We start from the raw sequence: 20,483 nt of genomic DNA, 5'->3' as shown, positions 1-20,483 counted from the left end.
GGTGGTCGGTCATGATGCTCGATCACTGTGGCGTGTTGGTGGCTGTGGTGGGTCGAATAGTGCCTGGACCTCCGTGCTGCCCCAGTCCTGGTCCGGCACCTTGGCTCCGGGGGCTTGGCTGGCGGTGGTGGACGTATTGACCACAACCGTGTCACTCAACCGAGGATGCGGACGCGGGCGCACGCGCGTGTCCGACCCTGAAGGTTCGGTGACCGGTGACCCAGACGGTGATGGATCTGTCTTTGGTGTGGTGTTTGGTGGTGGCGCCCCAGGCAAGTCCGGTAACCCCTCATGGTTGTGGCGGGCTTCCCGCCACCCGACGCGTCCGGAATCCGGATCAACCTCGGCATGGCCCATACCGGCACCACCGTCATGCTGATCACGGTTCATCCGGTGATGCGTCCGGCACAACAACGTCAAATTATCGATGCTCGTGCGTCCCCCCTGGGACCAGGCTGTGATGTGGTGAACATCGCAGTCCACCGCAGCCCGGTTACACCCCGGATACGCACAACACAGCTGCTCAGCCACGAGCATGAGCTTCTGCTCCACCGTGGCGTGCCGTTTCATCCGCGCGGCAGTCAGGGTGCGTCCGGAATCCGGATCAAGCACCACCCCGAGATCATGCTCAGCCAAGCCCAGTCGAAGAATATCGATCGGGTGCAACCGTGCGTTGGTGTTGGTGGGGAACCACACGCCAGGTGCGTTGACCGACTCGGCAGTGGGAGGTGCTGCAGGGGCTGCACCAACGGCACCGCTCGAGCTGTGGCCGATAGTGCCGGTAGTGATGGCACCGGCACCGACGTCATCATTGGTGGTGTTGGTGGGCAGTGTGGTGAGATCCTTAGCCGACAGTGCCACCACCAAAGAGGCCAACCCCCGTGTGCGTGGTGCGGTGGCGGCGTCAGCATCCTCGGCTCAGGTTTCCAACATCGCCATAAACACATCCGCCCGGCGTTGAGCCATGGTCCTACGGTCCTCGTCTATGTTCACCCCACGACTGCGGTCAAAGGCCGCTAGCCGTGCCGGTGACATCAGTGTTTCCAGCAACGCATGCCCAGTCCTAGGTAGCACGGCGGTAACACGCACATTGCCATGGGTGTCGGCGGGTGACCAGAGGAGTTTGCGTGCCCGGTAGTCAGCGGTCGGATCCACCACAGAGCTATTCAACGTCCGGACCTGATTACGCAAGGTAAGTTTCAGGTCTTCGACGGTGGTGGTGGCTGCCATGGCGGTGGCGTTGTCGAACAGGATGTGGTGATGCTCTTGGTGCAGGCTGGGGTGGAGGTGTTCGAGTTCGCGGTTGATCTCAGCCAGTTTCGTATCAGAGAGCTTCCGGGCTTGTTTCCGCGCCTGGGCCTGGGCAGCCAAATGTGCTTGGTGGGCTTCGTGTTCCCGACGACGTTCGGCTAATTGGTCGGCACGGTTCTGGACAGCATCATCAGCTGAGTCTTCACCGTTGGCTGCGTCATCCTCACCGTTGGTGGTCGTCTTGTCTGCTGGTGGTTCGGGTGGTTTATACAGGCTTATGCCAAGGTTGATCCACTGTCGTGCTTGGTATTCGGAGGTGTCCAACAACCTGGCGAGGTAGGTCGAGGTTCGTGTCGTGCCCGCCGCGCGGGAGATGCCCGCTTCGTGGGCGGCGTAGGCGAATGCGGCGTACAGGGTGTCGGTGTGGCTGATGGTTTTCAACAGTCGGATGATGTCGGTGCGGTGGGTGTGGAATAGCTCGGCGGTGGGGTTGGTGAGGATATCGGTGATCGTGGCCATGGATGCTTCGATGAGATCAACAAGCGTAGTTAAGTCACTAGCGGTATCGATTGTGCGTTCGTCTCGACTCATCGGTTCTGTGGTGTGTGGTGTGGTGGTCATGGTGACCTTCCCCCTGGATGATTCCCCTACAAAGTTTCTTCTATGGTCTTGCTGTATCCGTGACACACCGGGAATAAACCCCGACATACCTGCTAAGAAACCGGCATATCCGAGCCGGTCTTGATGTTTCCCCGTGGTGTGGTGTCCCCGTGTGGTGTTGTTGGTTTCTATAGTACAGACGAGTGCGACATTCGACAAGTGGTTTCGGGAATATTTTCGAAAAATATCCGATCGCTCTGTCTAGATGAAGGTGATACGGGCGCAGGCGATGCAGCGGCCGCACAAATGTCTGGGCAGGCACTACCTGCAAGCACCCGAACCCACCCCAACGAACGGCAGGCTAGTGGCGTCGGATAAAAACAACCCGCCGCTCCTCAGCCCCCCCCCAAGAACCAGAAAAATCCCGCGCGAAACCCACCAGACGACCGCCGAGCCTGCGACAAGGCAGGCGCGCAGTCACGCGGATTCGCGCGGGATGATATCAACCCGCCGAAAGACTACCGGGAAACTACTTGTTGATCCGGGTGTACGGGTGCACGTACGGCAGCGTGGAAGGATCCACGGGGAACTCAATATCACCGTAGGGGCTCAGGGCACCAGCGGAGTGGGCAACGAGCTCGGTGACAGCGTGCTTACCTTCGGGGATATCGGTGGGCCAGCCCGGATCGACGTAGCCCTTCTTCTGTACGTTAGCCATGGTCTCATCTTTCCACACAAACTTGGCCTTCCGCTACTTAGCGCTACCATGAAAAGGCTATGAATCAGCAGGACGAACAGACTTTCCCCACCTATGCGCAGTGGCTCGCATCGCACTCCGACGCCACCATCGCCGCACTGCTGCACCGGTTGGTCAATGCTGGTTCCGCCGACCTCATCGACAACCTCACCGGGACGCTTCCCGAACACACCCGGCATATCCTGCGCAAACAACCGGAATCCTCGGCCGCCTTGCTTCACCTCTCGGCGATGGAGCTTGCTGTCCTCCACGCAGCCAGCGAGATCGATGCGGCCCATCATCCCGCCACCGAGGACGACATCGTGGAAACCCTCGGGGAGCTTTTCGACATCGCGGGCACTACCCCCGATCACCGCCCCACTCGCGCGGACGTCACCGCGGCCATCGCCTCGCTCACCCGTTGGGGCCTGATCTTCGGTCCGGCTATTAGCCTCGACGGCTCACCCAGCGACCCGTCCAGCGCCGCGCACAGCAGCCCACTCAGCGCCGCGCCTATCAGCCCAGCCGCGCACAGCACCTCACTAGCGCACCCCATCGGCGAGTTCAAAGTACCTCCCCAACTCCCACAGCTCTTCCAGCCCACCACCGCCCAGCTCTGGCGGCTCGTCGATGCCACCGCCTGCCCCATCCCCACCGCGGAGATCCCCAGCGCCGTGGCCGACCTGCCTCCGCGTCAACGCCGCCTGCTTACCACGCTGCTTACTGCTGGCGGCGTGGGTCATTCGGCGTCGCTGAACCCAGACGCCAACCCCGACGCTCCCCTGCCCACCATGGTTCGCCATGGAATCCTGGATCAGCTCGACGACCACACCGCTCGCCTGTCCGGGCGCATTCAGCAGCACCTCCGCGGCACGCTGATCACTCCCCCTGGCGGCACCTACACCCCCTCACCCGCCATTTCCTCCGCCCAGACCACCACCACCGCCCCCTCCGCCCAAGCCACCCAATCTGCCACCGACACCGGCACCGCCACCGCCATCCAGCTCGTCCAAGAACTCGCCGACTCCGTCCGCGACCTCGCCGCCCAACCACTCAGCCCGCTGACCTCCGGCGGCCTCGGCATCCGCGAACTCACGAAAGTGGCCCGCCGCCGTTCGCTCGACCCAGCCACCGTGGAAGACCAGCTCACCTGGCTCGTCCACGCCAACCTCGCCGCCCTCGGCGCGATCGAGCCCACCGAACGCTCCGGTCTGCGCAGCGACGTCTGGTCGGCCACCACCCTCGCCCGAGACTTCGTCACCGCGTCTCCGGCACGTGCGTGGGCGCTGTTGCTGCTCGGCTGGTCGTCCTCCACGTACGCCCCCTGGTTTCTCGACGACACCCTACGCGCCTTCGACCCCGAGCTCTTTGTGGGTCGCGCCGGTCAGCTGCGCGGGATCCTCCCAGCGCTGTGCGCCACTGACAACCCCCCTAGCGGATCGCCGGAGGTCACTCCCTTGCCGGAGCGGGCGAGGGATGCGTTGTGGCGTCGATCTCCGGGATTGACGTGGTCAATCTCCCAGGTCGCGTGGGCACAGGTCTGGGACGAGGCCGCACGTGTGGGCCTCGTGGCCGCCCCCACCCGGCGTGCGTCCAGTCGCGGAGCCGACGTGCCAATGGTCCCCACGCGCGCCGCCACAGCACTCGCGGACACGCTCGATCGCGTGCGTGCCGGCGACTGCCCCGACCCCGTGGCCGACCTCGCCGAGCGCCTCGAATCGGTGCTGCCGGCACCGGTGGACACGCTCATCATCCAGGCCGACCACACGATCATGGCACCGGGGCTGCTGAGCGCAGACGATGCAGCCATGCTCGCGCGGATCGCCGATCAGGAATCGGCGGGCATGGCGAGCGTGTGGCGAGTGTCGAAGGAGTCACTGTTGCGCGCCCTCGGAGGAGGCGCGAGCGCCGACGAGATCCTCGAGTTCCTCCAATCCAAGGCGATGGGCGGGGCGTCTGGTGTGCCGCAATCGTTGAGCTACCTCATCGCCGATGCCCAGCGCGCCCTCGCCGAGGGAGCTGCCACCCCCACGAGGCGGGCATTCGGCGGAGACGGCATGGACGACATGGCCGCAGTGCTCGTCGAGGCGCCGCGGCGTGCGTGGCAAGGCCCAGATGCGGAGAGTCTCGCCGAGTTGGATCGCACGATCGACGCCGCAGTGGAGGCTTTCCGCCGGTCCGTGGCGGACATCCAGGACGGCCTGGGTGGCGCCGGTGGCCCTGGTGGAGCTGGCGGCGCCGGATCGCCCCAGGTGGTCACCGATCTCCGGGGCATGATGAGCGCGTTGAAGAACGCCTATGCCTCCGGAACAATCGTGGAGCTCGCGTACGCCAATCGGCAAGGCGAGCCGGTGCACGACCGGGTGAGCGTGGTGATGATGAGCCCGTCGGTGATCGCGGTGGTGTCCGAGATCTCAGGCGAGAGCTTCACGCTGCAGCCGCACCGCTTGACGTCCGTGGCGAACGCCTAGTTAGAAAGCGGGTAGCATGGTTTGTTTGCGGGCCGTGCGGCGCGAAGCGCTGTTATGGCAGGTAAGCGGGTCACGGAGTGGACACACCAAGGCAACACGGTGGCCACACCATGGCAGGTAAGTAGCCGCAGAGTAGCCACACAGGAATGGAAGAGGCATCCAGGTTGGGTATCGGAAACGGACCATTGATCGTCCAGTCGGATAAGACCGTACTGCTAGAGATCGACCACGAGCAGGCCCAGGAGGCGCGCAACGCCCTGGCGCCCTTTGCGGAGCTCGAACGCGCCCCGGAGCACGTGCACACCTACCGCATCACCCCACTCGCCCTGTGGAACGCCCGAGCCGCCGGCCACGATGCCGAGCAGGTCATGCACGTGTTGGAGACGTACTCACGGTTCCCCGTGCCGCAGCCGCTGCTCATCGACATCGCGGACACGATGGACCGCTACGGCCGGCTGACCCTGGCGAAGAATCCGGCCCACGGCCTGGTTTTGGAAAGCAAGGACCGCGCCGTGCTGGCGGAGATCCAACGGCACAAGAAGATCAAGCCGATGCTGGGCCAGCAGCTCGATGAGGACACCGTGGTGGTGCATCCCTCCGAGCGTGGCCGGTTGAAGCAGGAGCTTCTCAAGGTCGGCTGGCCCGCGGAGGATCTAGCGGGGTATGTCGATGGCGAGGCTCACAAGATCGACTTGTCTACCGAGGTGGAGCAGTGGTCGCTGCGTGATTACCAGGAGATGGCCGCGGATAGCTTCTGGGAGGGCGGCTCCGGCGTGGTGGTCCTGCCCTGCGGTGCGGGCAAGACGATGGTCGGCGCCGCGTCGATGGCCAAGGCTAAGGCCACCACGTTGATCTTGGTGACCAACACCGTGGCGGGTCGGCAGTGGCGCGATGAGTTGCTGCGACGCACCACCCTCACCGAGGATGAGATCGGCGAGTACTCCGGCGAGAAGAAAGAAATCCGCCCCGTCACCATCGCCACGTACCAGGTGGTCACGCGCAAGACGAAAGGCGAGTTCCGGGCGCTGGAGCTGTTTGATTCCCGCGACTGGGGCCTCATCATCTACGACGAGGTGCATTTGCTGCCCGCCCCCGTATTCCGCATGACGAGCGACCTGCAGTCACGTCGGCGCTTAGGGCTCACTGCGACCCTTGTTCGTGAGGATGGTCGTGAGGGCGACGTCTTCAGCCTCATCGGCCCGAAGCGTTTCGACGCGCCGTGGAAGGACATCGAGGCCCAGGGGTGGATCGCTCCGGCTGATTGCACCGAAGTCCGCGTGCAACTGACCGATTCCGAGCGGATGGTGTACGCCACCGCCGAGCAATCGGATAAATACCGCCTGGCGGCAACCACGCCGACGAAGAACAAGGTGGTGCGCCGGATCATGGCAATGCACCCGGATGAGCCCACGTTGATCATCGGCGCGTACATCGACCAGCTTGAGGAGATCGCCGCAGAGCTGGACGTGCCGGTCATCGACGGCAAGACCGGAACGGCCAAGCGCGAAAAGCTCTACCAGCAGTTCCGCGATGGCGAGATCAAAACGCTCGTGGTGTCCAAGGTCGCGAACTTCAGCATCGACCTGCCCGGTGCATCAGTGGCGATTCAGATCTCCGGAACGTTTGGGTCCCGCCAGGAGGAAGCGCAGCGGCTGGGCCGGATTCTGCGACCGAAGCCGGATGGGGGCGGAGCCTTTTTCTACTCCATTGTTGCTCGTGACACACTAGATGCCGACTATGCGGCACACCGCCAGCGTTTCCTCGCGGAGCAGGGATACGGGTATCGCATTATGGATTCGATCGACCTGCCGGAAGCCTAGGGGTACAACAAGCCCCGAGCTACTTGGCAAAGAAGTTCTTGATCTCGTCGAGCATGTTCATTGCACTGTAATAGTCGATACGGAAATCCTCGGGAGCTAGATCGTAAACGTGCCCATCTTTCACCGCCGGGACCGTTGCCAACTGCGGGTTTTGCGCCATTGCCTCGGAAGGCTTAGTCTTGCCATCTGCGTTCAACGCGAATATCGATCTGCCGGTCAGCGCAAGGGCGCTGTTTTCTGCGGAGACCGGGCGGGCATCCTTTCGTTTAGCATATTGGCTCGTGGTGTCGACAAGATTCTCTGGGGGCTGAGCCACATCGAAGCCCAGATCTGTTAACACCCGCCCCTGTGCTGAATTCTTCGTCCAGAAATTTAACCCGCCGTTGTTCTTGGCTAGGGACACGATATTGACCGGCTGCTCCGGCTTCGTGATGGATTCTTTCACTTCTTTGACGCGCTCGTCGTACCGGTGGATAGCATCCTCGGCACCAGACTCGTGACCTGTCGCCTTCCCGAGTGCCCGAGCTGTGTCTTCCCATCCCTGGCGCGAATAATCGACAACCAAGGTGGGGACCGTCCCAGCGAGCTGGTTATACAGGTCAATCGCTGAATCCTGCCCGCTAGAGCTCATGACAACGAGGTCGGGCTTCTGAGCCAGAATTGCCTCAACACTAGGCTGCCCCTGGTAGATGGGTTCCACGCCACGCTGGTCGGCTACATCAGCCCATTGGGTGAAAAATCCCTGGCTGTTGGCTAGCGGAGGTCGATTATTCACGGTGCCGGTCGCTTTCACTGGAGCATCAATAGCTAGAAGGCTTCCGGTGAGAGTGACTGAAGTGCTGACGATTCTCTCGGGTTGATGCTCAATCGTCACCTCTGTCTTCTTTCCATCACCATCGAGCGACTCAATGGTGCGCGGCCATTGCCCCTGTTTTTCCGAGGAGGTGGCAGATTGAGAGGCCGTGGATTGGGTGGCAGTGTCCATCGGTTCGGAAGAGCGCTCTGAGCACGATGCGAGGCTCAGAGCCAACAGGCTCGCAATTGAGGCTGCAGTATATCGACCGATATGGGACCTCTTGGTGAACAAATCAACGTTCCTTTCGTTTATCACTGCTGGACGATCTTGGTGCTTGACATGGATGCTCCCCGTGCGATCATGCGAATCGCAGCCGCTCAGGTCGGAGGCACCACCACTGGACGCCTAACTAGTTAGGTAAGGCTTAATTTATTTTATGTTTGAGCGGTGATAAACACAAGGGTTCCATCGGTGAAAGTTCGACCTGTACGTGGACTCAGTAGTCTTTACGCGGAACGACGAGGGGACCACCGGTTTCTGGATCATTGACCACAATCGCCCGGAGTCCAAACGTCCTTCTCAGCATCTCCGCGCTGATCACGTCCCACGGTGTACCCACTGCCGCAATCGAACCATCGGCTTCCATGGCAAGGAGAATGTCGGAATAACGAATTGCGAGGTTCACATCATGGAGAACCATCACTATCGTCTTGCCATCCCGGTCGCACAAGCCTCGTACGATCCGCAGCACCTCAATGCTGTGTGCCAGATCGAGGTAGGTGGTGGGCTCGTCGAGCAGTATTGTCGGGGTGTCTTGCGCCAGCGCCATCGCGATCCATGCGCGCCGCCGTTGCCCGCCCGATAGGTGCTGCAACTCCGAACCCGCACGGCACTCCATGCCGACTGCTCTGAGCGCCTGTCGAACGATCAATTCGTCTTGCGCTGACCACTGAGAAAACCACGATTGATGCGGATGTCGACCCCGAGCCACAAGTTGAAACACCGTCATATGTTCCGGAGCAGTAGGACTCTGAGGCAGTAGAGCAATTCGGCGGGCGCGCTCACGAGATCGTAGTCCCATAATCGGCGTGTCCTCGTACGTAATGCTCCCTTGGTAGGGCATCAAGCCACACAAACTATTGAGCAGTGTCGACTTTCCACATCCGTTGGGCCCGATGAGAGTCGTCACTTTTCCTTGCGGAATATCTACAGAAAGCTCATGCAGAACCGAACGGTCACCGTAGCTAACGCTGAGATTGCTGATTGCAAAGCTCGATTTCATCACTGAGCCCTTCTGTTTGCCACGAATGCCAGGGTAAGAAGAACCGGAGCACCGCAGAACGCCGTAACAATGCCGACGGGCAGTTCCCGGGGTAGCAGAATCGCCGCTACGTAATCTGCACCGAGCAACAACGCGGCACCCAGCACAAGGGAGAGGACGAGGGGAGGCAACGGCGTTCCTCCGATCACGCGTGCAATCTGTGGCACCACGAAGGCGACAAAACCAATAGGGCCGGCTGCACTCACTGCTAGCGCAGTGAGGATCACGGCCACAACCAGTTGAGCAAGTTGTGCCTGCTTGATGTTGAGACCCAAGGACTGCGACAGGTTCGTGCCCAAACTGAGCGCCGACAGGTTGAAGCTCAACCATCCCGACAGTGCACACGCGATGACAATGGCGACACACACCGGCATGCCCTGCTCCCACGTTCTGCCATTCAGTGATCCCGCAAGCCACAATCGCGCGGATGCGGCTTGGTCAATGTTTGTCGCAACCAATGCCCAAGTACTCACAGCCTGCAACAAGATCGCACACCCCACCCCGATGAGCACAAGGGGAACGGGGGAATCCCGCCTCGATCCAGCCAACCACCACACTGCAGCTCCAGATGCGAGCGAACCAACAATTGCGACGAGAGGTAGGCCCAAGCTGGCCAACATCTCCGACAGGCCCGCTGGTAGGAACGTTCCCGCCCCAGCTATAGCGAGCACGACCGCACACGCAGCACCTTGAGTAATACCCAGCGTATCGGGGCTCGCTAACGGGTTTCGCGCCACCGACTGTGTGAGCGCTCCGGCAAAGCCTAGAGCTGCACCGACCACGCAAGCTACGAAGGCTCGGCCTGCGCGCACGTCGAGAACAAGTGTTCTTTCGATCGACGATCCCCCACCGCCAAGAACAGAAACTACATCCCGGATACTCAGAGGATAATCGCCCGATATCAGCTGAAGGACAATGAGGATGGCGACCAGTGCCAGGGCTAGGACAGTGACGCTGATCAGTCGGAAGTTAACCCTAACCGAGACGTTCGCACAGCGGAGCACCCTCATGTCACCCACCGACCTTTCCACTGCGAATGAGGCCAATAAAGAGCGGAGCGCCCACGATGGCGAGCACGATTCCCATTTGCAACTCGGCGGGCTGAATAATAACTCGGCCGATCATATCCGCCCCGAGGGTCAAAGCGGCACCAACTGCGGCAGAGTACGGAAGAATGCGTCGGTAGTCGGGGCCGGTCCAACGACGCACGATATGCGGAGCCACAAGGCCGACAAATGTGATGGGGCCAGCGCCGGCAACTGCGGCGCCCCCAAGGAGTGCGATTGACGCAATCCCCACCATTCGTGCGCGCCGAACGGACAACCCCAACGCATGAGCGGAAGCCCCTCCGAGATCCATAAGATTGAGCGCTCTACCCTGGGAAAAGGCGAGTACACACCCAATTAGCGCGATCGGTGCCACTGCCCACACCGTGGCCATCGTGGCTCCTTCGACAGAACCCGTGGCCCAGTGACGGAAGGCGTCCAGCGCCTCGGCACTCGCCAAAACCATGGCGTTGACACACGCCATGAGCAAAGCCGTGAGCGCAACTCCAGCCAAGACCATGGCCATTGGATCCATTGTTCCCCTCCCCGCCGTGGAGAAAGCAAAGACCACAACGGTCACCACTGCAGCTCCAGTAACAGCAACAACGGTACCCACTATGTGATGCAGCTCGACCCCTGCGTAGGCTGCCCCAATGAACGCCGCAGCGGCTCCTGCATTAATCCCTAACACCCCCGGCTCGGCGAGGGGGTTATGAGTATGTCCCTGGATGATCCCTCCCGCAAGCCCCAAAGCCGCCCCCGCCAGAAGCGCAACAAGTGTCCGAGGCAAGCGAAGGCCGCCAATTAACACCGCGAGCTGCGCATGCTTATCCGGATTGCCCACTAACGGACTATCGGTTGGGGATAGCGCATAGCGGATCGCATCTGGGATCGCCACAACAGAATCCCACAACGGTGTCGCACGCGATCCCACGGTAAGGCTCCACACCATCATGACCACCAAGATCGCTAACGTCGCCGCGTATCTGGGGATCCCAGCTCGAGCACGTAAACGACCTGCGTGACCCTCTGGGGTCTCCAGCGCGCGAGACCATTTCGCTACTTTCACAGAAAGTAAGGATAGCCGAACCTATACTGTTAATCCATAGTCTCGAGGTTCTCCCCACATGTGCATAATGCCGCGCGTCAGGGCCCCCTCCCACGCAGCCATCTCATGAGCAGTGTTCGTCACTTCAACCGCACACTCCACACCAGCCCCGGACAGGACGGAAGCAACAGCTCCGGCATGCTCTACCATCCCGACGCCTCCACCCCCTCCTTCACCTCGACCGACGGAAAAGAAGAATTCGGCATCAGTTGATCTCAGGCAATGAAGAGTTTCTGAGTCGCGGCAGAGCTCTGCCATCCTTCCACCAGCACGTCCACCAAAAGTAGGCCACCAGAAGCTCGGAGAATTAGCGATTGCCCGCGCTATTCGATTGGGGTGCAGCCGTACGATATTCGCCGCCGTAAGCCCCCCAAGGCTCTGTCCCGCGACAGCGACGCAGTGCGCCGGACGGGAAGGCAGGCAGCGCAGCAAGTCGCGGGCAACCCATTGCGCAAAATCCTCTGAACACCCGAGGATCCGAGAACGATCCTCCCGCGTATCAATAGCAATAACGCGGATATTCGGAATCATCATTGAAGCAGCCATCTCGGCAAGCACCTGCGGAAGACCAGTGTCCAGCCACATGGCGGCGTCGAAAAGAATAAGCAAGTGTGAAGAATCGGATGATCCAGCGGTCCACGCGGTCTTGCCAGCAAGAACCTCCATCTTCCACCCCTCGCCATGAGGAAATTGAGTTAACCCCTCAGGCCACCCAGGACGAGGAGGCGCATCCGGCATACTAACCCGTCCAGATTCCGTGGACATCGAGGACTCTACGAATACTCCCGGAGGGTCAATCGACACGACCGTGCGGCAGACGTTGGGAGCCACACTATGCGCAAGCAGCTCGTGCCAACGTGCTTGTGTATCACCAGGAGTACCCCTGCTCAGTTCTCGCATTTTTCGAGCGACCTCCGCGTCAACAGGCGCAACCAGAAAGGAGCCCATGGCATCCGATGGGATATCAACGCTCGCGTGAAACGTGCCGTCCGCTCGTTGCGTCATCACCGGCAGCTGAGGAGCATGGTGATCATGGACAGGAGCGCAATAGAAATAGACGTGAGATACCGGATCGCCTTCATTCAGCGCCGAGGGATCATATCGAAAGTTTAGGATAGGCATACCGAAATAATAACGGATCGAGAGTGCAGCGTTGGACACGTTTTGGCGTGGGCGTGCAGTTGGCTACCCACGTTTCCAACTAGGTTGCGAGCTTTGCCGCACCACATGCCAAACTAGAGTCACACCGAGCGAGCGACCCAGCCGACGCGCCCGCCACAAAGATTGGACGAAAGTACAATGACCGATTTCCCGTTCGACGTCGACGACACCTACGCCCGCAAGCACAACGAGTTTCTGCGGGACGCCAAGCGGATGCAGATTTCCGCCGCCATCCTGGCGGTCATCCTTATCGTGATCATCGCCATCACGTTCGCTGTGGTCGGCGTGAAGTTGCTGTCCATCGCGGTGGGCATTTCCTTGGGATTCTTTGCGCTGCTGTGTCTCATCCTCATCCCGGTGTTGCCGAAGCAGATGGGGAGCCCGCAGGAGCACTACAACATGTACAAGCTAGCTCCGGCCATCATTGCGGAGGTCAATCCCCGGGACATGGTGATCATGTGCCTGGCCAACGCTAATGGCGACGAGGCCAATCCCGACAAGGACGTGCCCGCGCTGGTACTGCGCACCGTCACTTCCATCCCTGGTGTGCCACGCGAACTGGGCGTGCGGGTGCCGTGCGTGGCGGTGACCGGTTATCGCCCGTCTCGCGGCCCGAAGGTGTACGAGGAAATCTCCCCCATGCCCATCGCGTGGGGAACCCCGCACGAGAAGGTATGGAAGGAAGCGGAGCGGGCCATTCCCACAAATAAGTGGAAGAGGTTGGAGTCCAGCATGAATAAGCTGGACGACGTGAAGAAAACCAAGCGCAATGTCCTAGTGTTGGAGGGCAATGGTGCGAAAAAGTAGCGCCACATAGCGAAGAGAATATTTTTCCCTTATCCTTGAGCAGTAATTGTTGAACAATTGCTGCTTTTGTGCTTTGTGCGGCCTTGTGCTTGGTATCCGTAGTCACGGTCTGCCGGCTCTTGTCGCGAAAGGAGATCTCCGATATGTCACAGGCTCACACCATTGACCTCAACGCCGACCTGGGTGAAACCACCGGCGGCAATCCCGTCAGTGACGATGCCGCCATGCTTGGCATCATCTCCAGCGCCAATGTGGCCTGTGGCTTCCACGCGGGCGATCCTCACGCCATCGCCACCACCGTGGCCGAGGCGGCGTCCCGCAACGTTGTGATCGGCGCGCACGTTGGCTACAACGACGCCCCCGGGTTCGGCCGCCGCTTTATCGACTACTCTCCCGCCGAATTGGCTGACGAAGTTCTGTACCAAATCGGCGCCCTCGACGCGCTCGCCCAGGCTCACGGCACCCGCGTGGAGTACGTCAAACCCCACGGCGCGCTGTACAACACGATCGTGCACCACGAGCAGCAAGCCAAGGCCGTCATCGATGGCATCGCGGCGTTCAGCCGGAACCTGCCCGTGATGCTCCTGCCGGGATCAGTGGCGGGAACCTACGCTGAGAAGTTCGGCCTGCGGGTCATCAACGAGGCCTTCGCCGACCGGGCCTACAACCCCGACGGCACGTTGGTTTCCCGCCGCGAGCCCGGCGCGGTCATCGACGATCCTCGCGCGGTCGCCGAACGAGTGCTGCGCATGGCCAGCGACGGCACCGTGGAGGCCCGCGACGGCAGCACGGTCGCCCTGGATGCGCAGTCCGTGTGCGTGCACGGCGACTCTCCCGGCGCGGTCGCCTTGGCCTCGGCCGTGGCCAAGGCGCTGCGCAGCAACGGCGTGGAGATTGCGAGCTTCCTATGAGCGACCCCACACACCGCGCCCTGCGGCCGCGCCTCCACGCCGCAGGAGATCGCGCGATCCTCGTTGACCTCGGCAACCGTAGCTCGCTGGAAACCGTCATGGACTGGCACCACCACTTCTCCGCCTCTCCCCTGGCGGGACAGCGGGACGTCATTGCCGCAGCGACCACGATCCTTTTCACCTTCTCCTCCGCCTACGCCGCCCGGCGCGCGTGGTCGCACCTGGCCAAGGCCACTCCTGCCACGCGCGATGAATCAGCCGCATCAACCGTGACCATTCCCGTGGTCTACGACGGCGACGACCTCTCCGAACTCGCCGCAATGTTGCACGTCTCCACCGAAGAGCTCATCACTCGCCACACCTCCCAACGCTGGATCGCGGCCTTCGGCGGCTTCGCCCCAGGATTCACGTATTGCGCGCCCGCACCGTCAGAATCTTCCAATAACAGCGTCACCTGGGACGTCCCCCGCAAGGATTCGCCGCGCACCTCGGTGCCAGCCGGTTCGGTGGCCCTCGCCGGGTCATTCAGCGCGGTGTACCCCAGCTCTTCTCCCGGTGGCTGGCAGCTCATCGGCCACACGGATCTGCCAATGTGGGACACCACCAACCCCGATAACCCCGCCCTTCTCCACCCCGGCGATGAGGTGCGCTACACAGCGCAGCGGGAATCCATCCGCACAAGCCACAGCACGGCCCGCACCACCGAACCCAGCACCACCGCTAGCCCAAAACCCACCACAAACCCCGCCCACCACGCTCCCGCCCAGCCAGCCTTCCACGTCGACAGCGCCGGGCTACTCACCGTCTTCGAGGATTCCGGCCGCCCCGGCTTTGGGGACGTCGGGGTGAATCCCTCCGGCGCCGCCGACCGCGCCAGCGCCTGGGCCGCCAATGATGCCGTGGGGAACTCCGGCTCGGCCACGGTCCTGGAAAACATCGGCGGCCTGCGCCTCCGGGCGCTCACGGACACCGTCGTGGCCATCACCGGCGCCGCCGCCCACATCGAACTCACCACCCCACAGCAAGCTAACCACGCCCGCGGCCTAGCGCAGCCCATCCTCATCCGGGCCGGGCATACCGTCAGCGTGGAACCCGTCAGTGCACCCGGCTCCGGCTTGCGCTCCTACGTGGCGGTGCGTGGCGGCTTCCACGCCGTCCCCACCCTGGGCTCCACCTCCACCGATGTCCTCTCCGGGCTTGGTCCCGCACCTATTCAGGATGGGGATACCCTCTCGGCTCACCCGGACGACGCCACCCGGGTCGCAACCCATGGGGTTATCCGATCGGCTGTGGCTGGTGGCGTCAACCCACAACAACCCCACGACCCATCCACGCCGACCGAGCTGCGATGCGTGGCCGGGCCGCGAGCGGACTGGTTCGACCCCGAGGAGCTAGCGCGATTCACGGAGATCGAATGGGTCGTGTCGGGAACGTCGAACCGCGTGGGCCTGCGGATGCAGGTGCCCGGTGACCAGCCACTACGCCGCTCCCGTACCGACGAGCTGCCCAGCGAGGGCATGACGCACGGTAGCGTGCAGGTGCCACCGAACGGTCTGCCGGTCGTATTCCTTGCGGATCACCCGGTGACCGGCGGTTACCCGGTCATCGCCACGGTTATCGACGACGACCTCGATGCCGCCGGGCAACTCGCGCCCGGAGACACGGTGCGGTTCGTGCTGACCGACCTGCGCAATCCCGAGCCCTAGGGGCGACCCCTCTCAGCCCTCTCAGCACTACCGACCCAATCACCAACGCCCCTGTGAGAAACACGAGAACCGCCATGACCAACCAACAATCTTCCGCCTCCACGGAACTGACCAGCGTGCTCATCGCCAACCGTGGCGAAATCGCCGTGCGCGTTGCCCGCGCCGCCCGCGACCTGGGCATTCGCAGCATCGCGGTCTACTCGCCCGCGGACGTGGATGCGCTGCACACCCGCATCGCCGATGAGGCCTACGCACTGCCCGGTGACGCCCCCGCCGACAGCTACATGAACGTGCCCGCCCTCATCGACATCGCCCTGCGCGCCGGGGCCGAGTGCGTGCACCCCGGCTACGGGTTCCTGTCGGAGAACTCGGATTTCGCACGCGCCGTCATCGACGCAGGCCTCACGTGGGTCGGCCCCAGCCCGGAGGCCATCGACACCCTCGGCGATAAGGTCGCCGCCCGCAAGCTCGCCACGGAGGCCGGCGCTCCGTTGGCGCCGGGCACGGATGATCCCATCGAGTCGTGGGAGCAAGCCCAAGCCTTCGCCGACGAGCACGGCATGCCCATCGCCATCAAGGCTGCGTTCGGCGGTGGCGGCCGCGGGCTGAAGGTTGTCCACGATTATGAAGACATTGAGCAGGCCTTCGCCTCCGCGGGTCGCGAGGCCAGGGCCGCGTTCGGCCGCGCGGAATGCTACGTGGAGAAGTTCCTCACCAAGCCGCGTCACGTGGAGGCGCAGGTGCTGGCGGATACGCACGGGAATGTGCGCGTGATCGGCACCCGCGATTGTTCGGTGCAGCGCCGTTTCCAAAAACTCGTGGAGGAGGCCCCCGCCCCGTTCCTCAGCGACGAGCAGCGCCGCAATATCGTCGAGGGCGCGCGGGATATCTGCGCTGCGGCGGGGTACACGGGCGCGGGCACGGTGGAGTTCATCGTCGCCGAGGACGGCACGGTGAGCTTCCTAGAGGTCAACACCCGCGTGCAGGTGGAGCACCCCGTGACGGAGGTGGTCACTGGTGCGGATATCGTGGCCGAGCAGTTCCGCATCGCCGCGGGCCTGCCCCTGAGCTTTGCGGATGATCCGGCCGCGCATGGCCACGCCTTCGAGTTCCGCATCAACGCCGAGGACGTGGCGAATGGCTTCGTTCCCTGCCCGGGCACGGTCGCGCTGTTCGAGCCGCCGACGGGGCCGGGGATTCGAGTGGATTCGGGCGTGGTCTCCGGTTCCGCGATCCCGGGGTTGTACGACTCGTTGCTGGCGAAGGTGATTGTGTGGGGCCCGGATCGCACCACTGCCCTGCGCCGTGCCCGTGCTGCCCTGGCGGAGATGCGCGTGGATGGGGTGCGCACGGTGTTGCCCTTCCACCGCGATATCGTCACCCACCCCGCGTTTTCCGGTGATGAGCTGCAGGTGTACACGGACTGGGTGGATAAGGAGTACCGCCCGGGCGTAGGTGCCGGGTACGCGGGCAGGGCCGAAGCGGATGTTGAGGCCGCTTACGAATCGCGCCAGCACATCACCGTGGAGATCGATGGTCGCCTGCACCGACTGGGTGTCCCGGAGCATCTTTTTTCCGTCGACGCCACCAGCCCCGCCCCTTCCCCAGCATCGGCTGGGGATGGCACGGAATCCGCTGCGAAGGGGGCTGAGGGCGCAGCGCAGGCAGGAAACACGTCACAGGCAGGGACCACGGAGGTGACCAGCCCTTACGCGGGAGAGCTCGTGGAGTTCGCAGTGACCGATGGTGACGAGGTCAGCGAGGGGGACACGATCGCCACGATTGAGGCGATGAAGATGGAATCAGCCGTGAACGCGCCGACCAGCGGCACGGTTCGCCTGGCGGATATCAGCAACGGGGATAGTGTCGCCAAGGGCCAGGCTCTGGCGTGGGTGGAAGGATAGGGTTTATGCAGGCAGATACGGCAATGCGCGGGGTGATGCGCGGGATCGCGGCGGGCACCTGGGGTCCGGGTGACAAGCTCAACGAAGTGGCCGTTGCCACGAAGCTGGGGGTATCCAGGAACACGCTGCGGGAGGCATTCGCCCGCATGGCTACTCAGGGCCTGGTGCAGCGGATTCCGAACCGGGGAGTGTTTGTGACCCGACCCGAACCCAAGGACGTCAAGGACTTGTACGCGGCCCGGACCATCGTGGAATCGGGTGCGCTGTTGTGGGGTAAGCGGCACCGGTTGGCTGGCACCAATGGTGTGGAGCGGCATGTCCGTGTGGCCGAGGAGGCTGCGGAGATTGGTGATCTGCAGGCGGTTGGCCTGGCTAATCGGAAGTTTCACCAGGACATCGTGACGAGCGTGGGCAGCGGATTCCTCAATGACACCACGGATCGGATGGCTGCGCAGATGCAGTTGGTGTTCTCGCTGGCTCGGGCGAAGGAGCCCAACTTTCAGCTGGAGTATGTGCCCGTTAACCGGCGCATCACGGACCTCATCAATGCCGACGAGTGGGAGCAGGCAGCGGAGTATTTGCGGGAGTCCCTCGCGGAGACGAGCGTGCGGCTGCAGAAGCTACTGAAGAAGTGAGCTGGTTTAACCCCACAGCTTCGCCAGGCCACTCAGCGAGCTCCATCCCAAGTAGACGCTTAGAAGCCAGGTCAGCACCCCAATGACGAGCAGCCACGCCGGATACTTGTAGCCATCCATGAGATCCTTGCGGCGCCACGCCGTCCACAACACCACCGCGAAGCCGACCGGCAGGATCAGCCCGTTGAACGCACCGGCGAAGATCAATAGCTGCTGCGGGGCCTTGCTCACCGCCACGTAGATAATCGCGCACACCACAATGAACGCGACTGTCAGACCATTGCGAAGCTTCTGCGACGTCTGCTGCGTAGTCACAAACGTGATCGAGGTATAGGACGCTCCGATGACAGAGGTCAGACCAGCCGCCCACAGCACGATGCCAAACAGGCGCACGCCAATCTCTCCCGCGGCCGCGCCGAAAGCGTCCGCAGCCATGTTGTTACCGGACAGCGCCACACCACTAGCCACCACGCCCAGAATGGCGAGGAATAGCAGCGCCCGCATGATGCCGGTGACGATGATGCCCAACACGGACACCTGCGTGATCGCCCCGACGTTCCGTGCACCCGTCAGCCCCGAGTCGATAATGCGGTGCGCACCCGCGAAAGTGATGTAGCCGCCCACGGTGCCACCGATCAGCGTGGTGATGACCAGCAGATCGACGTTCTCTGGGGCAACCGTGTTCTTCAGCGCCTCGCCGACCGGCGGTGCCGAGGAGACCGCCACGTAGATCATCAGCAGGATCATGATGGCACCCAGGCCCACCACGATACGGTCCAGCGCCATGCCCGCCTTCTTGGACAGGAACACGAGGATCGCCACGGCGGCACTGATGGCACCGCCGATTTTGGCGTCGAGACCAACCATGGCGTTAAGGCCAAGCCCCGTGCCACCGATGTTGCCGATGTTGAACACCAATCCGCCAACGAACACCACCACGGCCATCGCCCAGCCCAGGCCGGGGAGGATTCGGTTGCCGAGTTCGTTGGCGCGGAGGCCGGAGACACCCAGGACGCGCCAGACGTTGAGCTGAATGGCGATGTCCACCAGGATCGAGACCAGGATGGCGAAGGCGAACGCCGCGCCCATCTGCACGGTGAACACGGTGGTTTGGGTGATGAACCCCGGGCCGATCGCGCTGGTGGCCATGAGGAACATGGCGCCCAGGGAGGCGGCGAAGCTCGTGGGGCGGCTGACCGCGCTGCTATCCATGCTGATCCCCCGCGGTGTCGGCGAGCCACTGGGCGATATCGGCCACGCGGCGGCGCCAGACGGCAGGGGCCGCGATAATGTGTTCGGCCTCGTAGGTGCGGTAGTCCACGGGGCGCCCCGCACGGTCAAAGAACGCGCGCACCTGCTCCTCTGACGTGCCGCGGCTATCGCGGGCAGCCAAGCTCACGAGCACGGGAGCCGCGCCGGTATCCACCTGCAGGTCCTCGGTGATGCGCGGGGTCATGGCCACCACAAAATCAGGGTGCCGCACGCCCGCTGTGGCGAGGAAACCGCTGCCAAACGTCACCGTTCCCACGGACGCTCCCTCTGGGGCGTTCTCCCGCACCGCATCGAAAGCCTCAGCCACGGCCTCCTGCGTGGCCTCCCACGAGCCATAACCGGGAAGCGGGTAGGTCAGATCCACAATCGTGACACCCGATTCCTCCGCGATCGCCGCGAACAGGGGCAGCCAGAACTGGTCGTGGCTGGCACCATCGCCGAACCACCCCGGCCCGCCGTGGCAGCTGATCGCCCACGCGCCATTCGGGTGCAAGGGTTTCAGCACCGTCGCACTGATCCCCTCCGGCAGCGCGGCTTCCGCATCAAACGCTTCCGCCTCCGGACCACTGCGCAGGGACGCGACATGCGGCATCTGGTGATCCAACCCCGCACCCAGCACCAGCAGGCTGCTGTGGCTCAGCAGATCCGGCACGCGGGCCCACATCCGCTCGGTATCATCCACCAGCGCGGCCGGCACGGCCTCGCCCCGATCACGGTACTCGGCGCCCTCATCGGTTGTCAGCGACCGGAAGATCTCGGGGTAGTTGTCCTCGAAGAAATTGTTGAGCTGCACCAACTGCTCCGGTTCGGTCAGCGGGGTCACGCCTTCCTGCACATCCTTGTGGCTACCGGGCAGGCTCACAATGTCGGAGTTGGGGATGGAGCCGTCTGATGCGGCGGAATCTGCGGGGGTGTTGTCGCTCATGGGCACTAGTCTA

Annotated in this window: 17 protein-coding genes and 1 pseudogene; 8 read left to right on the top strand and 10 right to left on the bottom strand. The window is 62.8% G+C overall.

Annotated features, from left to right (window positions below):
- Window positions 1-9: 9 nt before the first annotated feature.
- The 3 genes from LA343_RS04465 to LA343_RS04455 all read right to left on the bottom strand — a co-directional run bounded on the left by LA343_RS04465 (window position 10) and on the right by LA343_RS04455 (window position 2,569).
- Window positions 10-861 (bottom strand): HNH endonuclease signature motif containing protein, encoded by an 852-nt coding sequence (locus tag LA343_RS04465; protein WP_144084480.1) that lies wholly within the window; start codon window positions 859-861, stop codon window positions 10-12.
- Window positions 862-918: 57 nt separating this feature from the next.
- The gene (locus LA343_RS04460; RefSeq protein ID WP_144084479.1) at window positions 919-1,872 is read right to left on the bottom strand and encodes a hypothetical protein; all 954 of its coding nucleotides are present in this window, start codon (window positions 1,870-1,872) and stop codon (window positions 919-921) included.
- Between the two features lie 508 nt (window positions 1,873-2,380).
- Window positions 2,381-2,569, bottom strand: a complete 189-nt coding sequence (locus LA343_RS04455; RefSeq protein WP_025402154.1) for a hypothetical protein — start codon at window positions 2,567-2,569, stop codon at window positions 2,381-2,383.
- A 59-nt stretch (window positions 2,570-2,628) separates the two neighbouring features.
- Between LA343_RS04455 and LA343_RS04450 the strand changes: the two genes are divergently transcribed.
- Window positions 2,629-5,058 (top strand): helicase-associated domain-containing protein, encoded by a 2,430-nt coding sequence (locus tag LA343_RS04450; RefSeq protein WP_025402153.1) that lies wholly within the window; start codon window positions 2,629-2,631, stop codon window positions 5,056-5,058.
- A 164-nt stretch (window positions 5,059-5,222) separates the two neighbouring features.
- A complete protein-coding gene (locus LA343_RS04445) occupies window positions 5,223-6,878 on the top strand; it encodes a DNA repair helicase XPB (protein ID WP_025402152.1) in 1,656 nt (551 codons plus the stop codon).
- A 19-nt stretch (window positions 6,879-6,897) separates the two neighbouring features.
- Here LA343_RS04445 and fepB read toward each other — a convergent pair whose 3' ends face one another.
- The 4 genes from fepB to LA343_RS04425 all read right to left on the bottom strand — a co-directional run bounded on the left by fepB (window position 6,898) and on the right by LA343_RS04425 (window position 10,993).
- A complete protein-coding gene (gene fepB / locus LA343_RS04440) occupies window positions 6,898-7,989 on the bottom strand; it encodes a Fe2+-enterobactin ABC transporter substrate-binding protein (RefSeq protein WP_224209219.1) in 1,092 nt (363 codons plus the stop codon).
- 181 nt (window positions 7,990-8,170) lie between these two features.
- Window positions 8,171-8,956 (bottom strand): ABC transporter ATP-binding protein, encoded by a 786-nt coding sequence (locus LA343_RS04435; protein WP_025402150.1) that lies wholly within the window; start codon window positions 8,954-8,956, stop codon window positions 8,171-8,173.
- Window positions 8,956-10,005 (bottom strand): FecCD family ABC transporter permease, encoded by a 1,050-nt coding sequence (locus tag LA343_RS04430; protein WP_052337624.1) that lies wholly within the window; start codon window positions 10,003-10,005, stop codon window positions 8,956-8,958. Before LA343_RS04430 ends, LA343_RS04435 begins: the two co-directional genes overlap by 1 nt.
- Before the next feature lies 1 nt (window position 10,006).
- On the bottom strand, window positions 10,007-10,993 hold the full coding sequence (locus LA343_RS04425) for a FecCD family ABC transporter permease (RefSeq protein ID WP_052337623.1): 987 nt from the start codon (window positions 10,991-10,993) through the stop codon (window positions 10,007-10,009).
- Window positions 10,994-11,215: 222 nt separating this feature from the next.
- Here LA343_RS04425 and LA343_RS11720 point away from each other — a divergent pair, with 222 nt between their 5' ends.
- On the top strand, window positions 11,216-11,362 hold the full coding sequence (locus LA343_RS11720) for a hypothetical protein (RefSeq protein ID WP_263436993.1): 147 nt from the start codon (window positions 11,216-11,218) through the stop codon (window positions 11,360-11,362).
- Window positions 11,363-11,410: 48 nt separating this feature from the next.
- On the opposite strand, the pseudogene LA343_RS11845 reads toward LA343_RS11720, so the two are convergent.
- Window positions 11,411-11,680, bottom strand: a pseudogene (locus tag LA343_RS11845) (alpha/beta fold hydrolase); the annotation flags it as partial.
- A gap of 768 nt (window positions 11,681-12,448) precedes the next feature.
- On the opposite strand from LA343_RS11845, the gene LA343_RS04415 reads away from it, so the two are divergent.
- The 5 genes from LA343_RS04415 (at window position 12,449) to LA343_RS04395 (ending at window position 18,273) form a co-directional block, all read left to right on the top strand.
- The gene (locus tag LA343_RS04415) at window positions 12,449-13,117 is read left to right on the top strand and encodes a DUF3239 domain-containing protein (RefSeq protein ID WP_025402146.1); all 669 of its coding nucleotides are present in this window, start codon (window positions 12,449-12,451) and stop codon (window positions 13,115-13,117) included.
- A 143-nt stretch (window positions 13,118-13,260) separates the two neighbouring features.
- Window positions 13,261-14,028 carry a LamB/YcsF family protein gene (locus LA343_RS04410; protein ID WP_025402145.1) on the top strand — a complete coding sequence of 256 codons (768 nt, stop codon included), beginning with the start codon at window positions 13,261-13,263 and terminating at the stop codon, window positions 14,026-14,028.
- Entirely contained in the window at window positions 14,025-15,734 is a 1,710-nt protein-coding gene (locus tag LA343_RS04405) for a 5-oxoprolinase subunit B/C family protein (RefSeq protein WP_052337513.1), read from the top strand. The genes LA343_RS04410 and LA343_RS04405 overlap by 4 nt, the downstream gene beginning before the upstream one ends.
- Window positions 15,735-15,808: 74 nt before the next feature.
- On the top strand, window positions 15,809-17,638 hold the full coding sequence (locus LA343_RS04400; protein ID WP_025402143.1) for an acetyl/propionyl/methylcrotonyl-CoA carboxylase subunit alpha: 1,830 nt from the start codon (window positions 15,809-15,811) through the stop codon (window positions 17,636-17,638).
- 5 nt (window positions 17,639-17,643) lie between these two features.
- Complete coding sequence (locus LA343_RS04395) at window positions 17,644-18,273, top strand: GntR family transcriptional regulator (RefSeq protein WP_025402142.1); 630 nt, start codon at window positions 17,644-17,646, stop codon at window positions 18,271-18,273.
- 6 nt (window positions 18,274-18,279) lie between these two features.
- On the opposite strand, the gene LA343_RS04390 is transcribed toward LA343_RS04395, so the two are convergent.
- Window positions 18,280-19,485, bottom strand: coding sequence for an NRAMP family divalent metal transporter (locus tag LA343_RS04390; RefSeq protein ID WP_025402141.1), 1,206 nt, complete (start codon window positions 19,483-19,485; stop codon window positions 18,280-18,282).
- Window positions 19,478-20,470 carry an alpha/beta hydrolase gene (locus LA343_RS04385; RefSeq protein WP_052337512.1) on the bottom strand — a complete coding sequence of 331 codons (993 nt, stop codon included), beginning with the start codon at window positions 20,468-20,470 and terminating at the stop codon, window positions 19,478-19,480. The genes LA343_RS04390 and LA343_RS04385 overlap by 8 nt, the downstream gene beginning before the upstream one ends.
- Between the last annotated feature and the right edge of the window lie 13 nt (window positions 20,471-20,483).

Origin of the sequence: Corynebacterium falsenii (genome assembly GCF_020099275.1) — a bacterium.
In the GTDB taxonomy this organism is placed as follows: Bacteria; Actinomycetota; Actinomycetes; order Mycobacteriales; family Mycobacteriaceae; genus Corynebacterium; species Corynebacterium falsenii.
This window is presented reverse-complemented; position numbering and strand designations above follow the sequence as displayed.

Bases quoted from the DNA above. Each gene is read 5' to 3' on its own strand.
- LA343_RS04460 (WP_144084479.1), bottom strand. From the start codon at position 1,872: ATGACCACCACACCACACACCACAGAACCGATGAGTCGAGACGAACGC.
- LA343_RS04455 (WP_025402154.1), bottom strand. From the start codon at position 2,569: ATGGCTAACGTACAGAAGAAGGGCTACGTCGATCCGGGCTGGCCCACC.
- LA343_RS04450 (WP_025402153.1), top strand. From the start codon at position 2,629: ATGAATCAGCAGGACGAACAGACTTTCCCCACCTATGCGCAGTGGCTC.
- LA343_RS04435 (WP_025402150.1), bottom strand. From the start codon at position 8,956: ATGAAATCGAGCTTTGCAATCAGCAATCTCAGCGTTAGCTACGGTGAC.
- LA343_RS04430 (WP_052337624.1), bottom strand. From the start codon at position 10,005: ATGAGGGTGCTCCGCTGTGCGAACGTCTCGGTTAGGGTTAACTTCCGA.
- LA343_RS04425 (WP_052337623.1), bottom strand. From the start codon at position 10,993: ATGGTGTGGAGCCTTACCGTGGGATCGCGTGCGACACCGTTGTGGGAT.
- LA343_RS11720 (WP_263436993.1), top strand. From the start codon at position 11,216: ATGAGCAGTGTTCGTCACTTCAACCGCACACTCCACACCAGCCCCGGA.
- LA343_RS04415 (WP_025402146.1), top strand. From the start codon at position 12,449: ATGACCGATTTCCCGTTCGACGTCGACGACACCTACGCCCGCAAGCAC.
- LA343_RS04410 (WP_025402145.1), top strand. From the start codon at position 13,261: ATGTCACAGGCTCACACCATTGACCTCAACGCCGACCTGGGTGAAACC.
- LA343_RS04405 (WP_052337513.1), top strand. From the start codon at position 14,025: ATGAGCGACCCCACACACCGCGCCCTGCGGCCGCGCCTCCACGCCGCA.
- LA343_RS04400 (WP_025402143.1), top strand. From the start codon at position 15,809: ATGACCAACCAACAATCTTCCGCCTCCACGGAACTGACCAGCGTGCTC.
- LA343_RS04395 (WP_025402142.1), top strand. From the start codon at position 17,644: ATGCAGGCAGATACGGCAATGCGCGGGGTGATGCGCGGGATCGCGGCG.
- LA343_RS04390 (WP_025402141.1), bottom strand. From the start codon at position 19,485: ATGGATAGCAGCGCGGTCAGCCGCCCCACGAGCTTCGCCGCCTCCCTG.
- LA343_RS04385 (WP_052337512.1), bottom strand. From the start codon at position 20,470: ATGAGCGACAACACCCCCGCAGATTCCGCCGCATCAGACGGCTCCATC.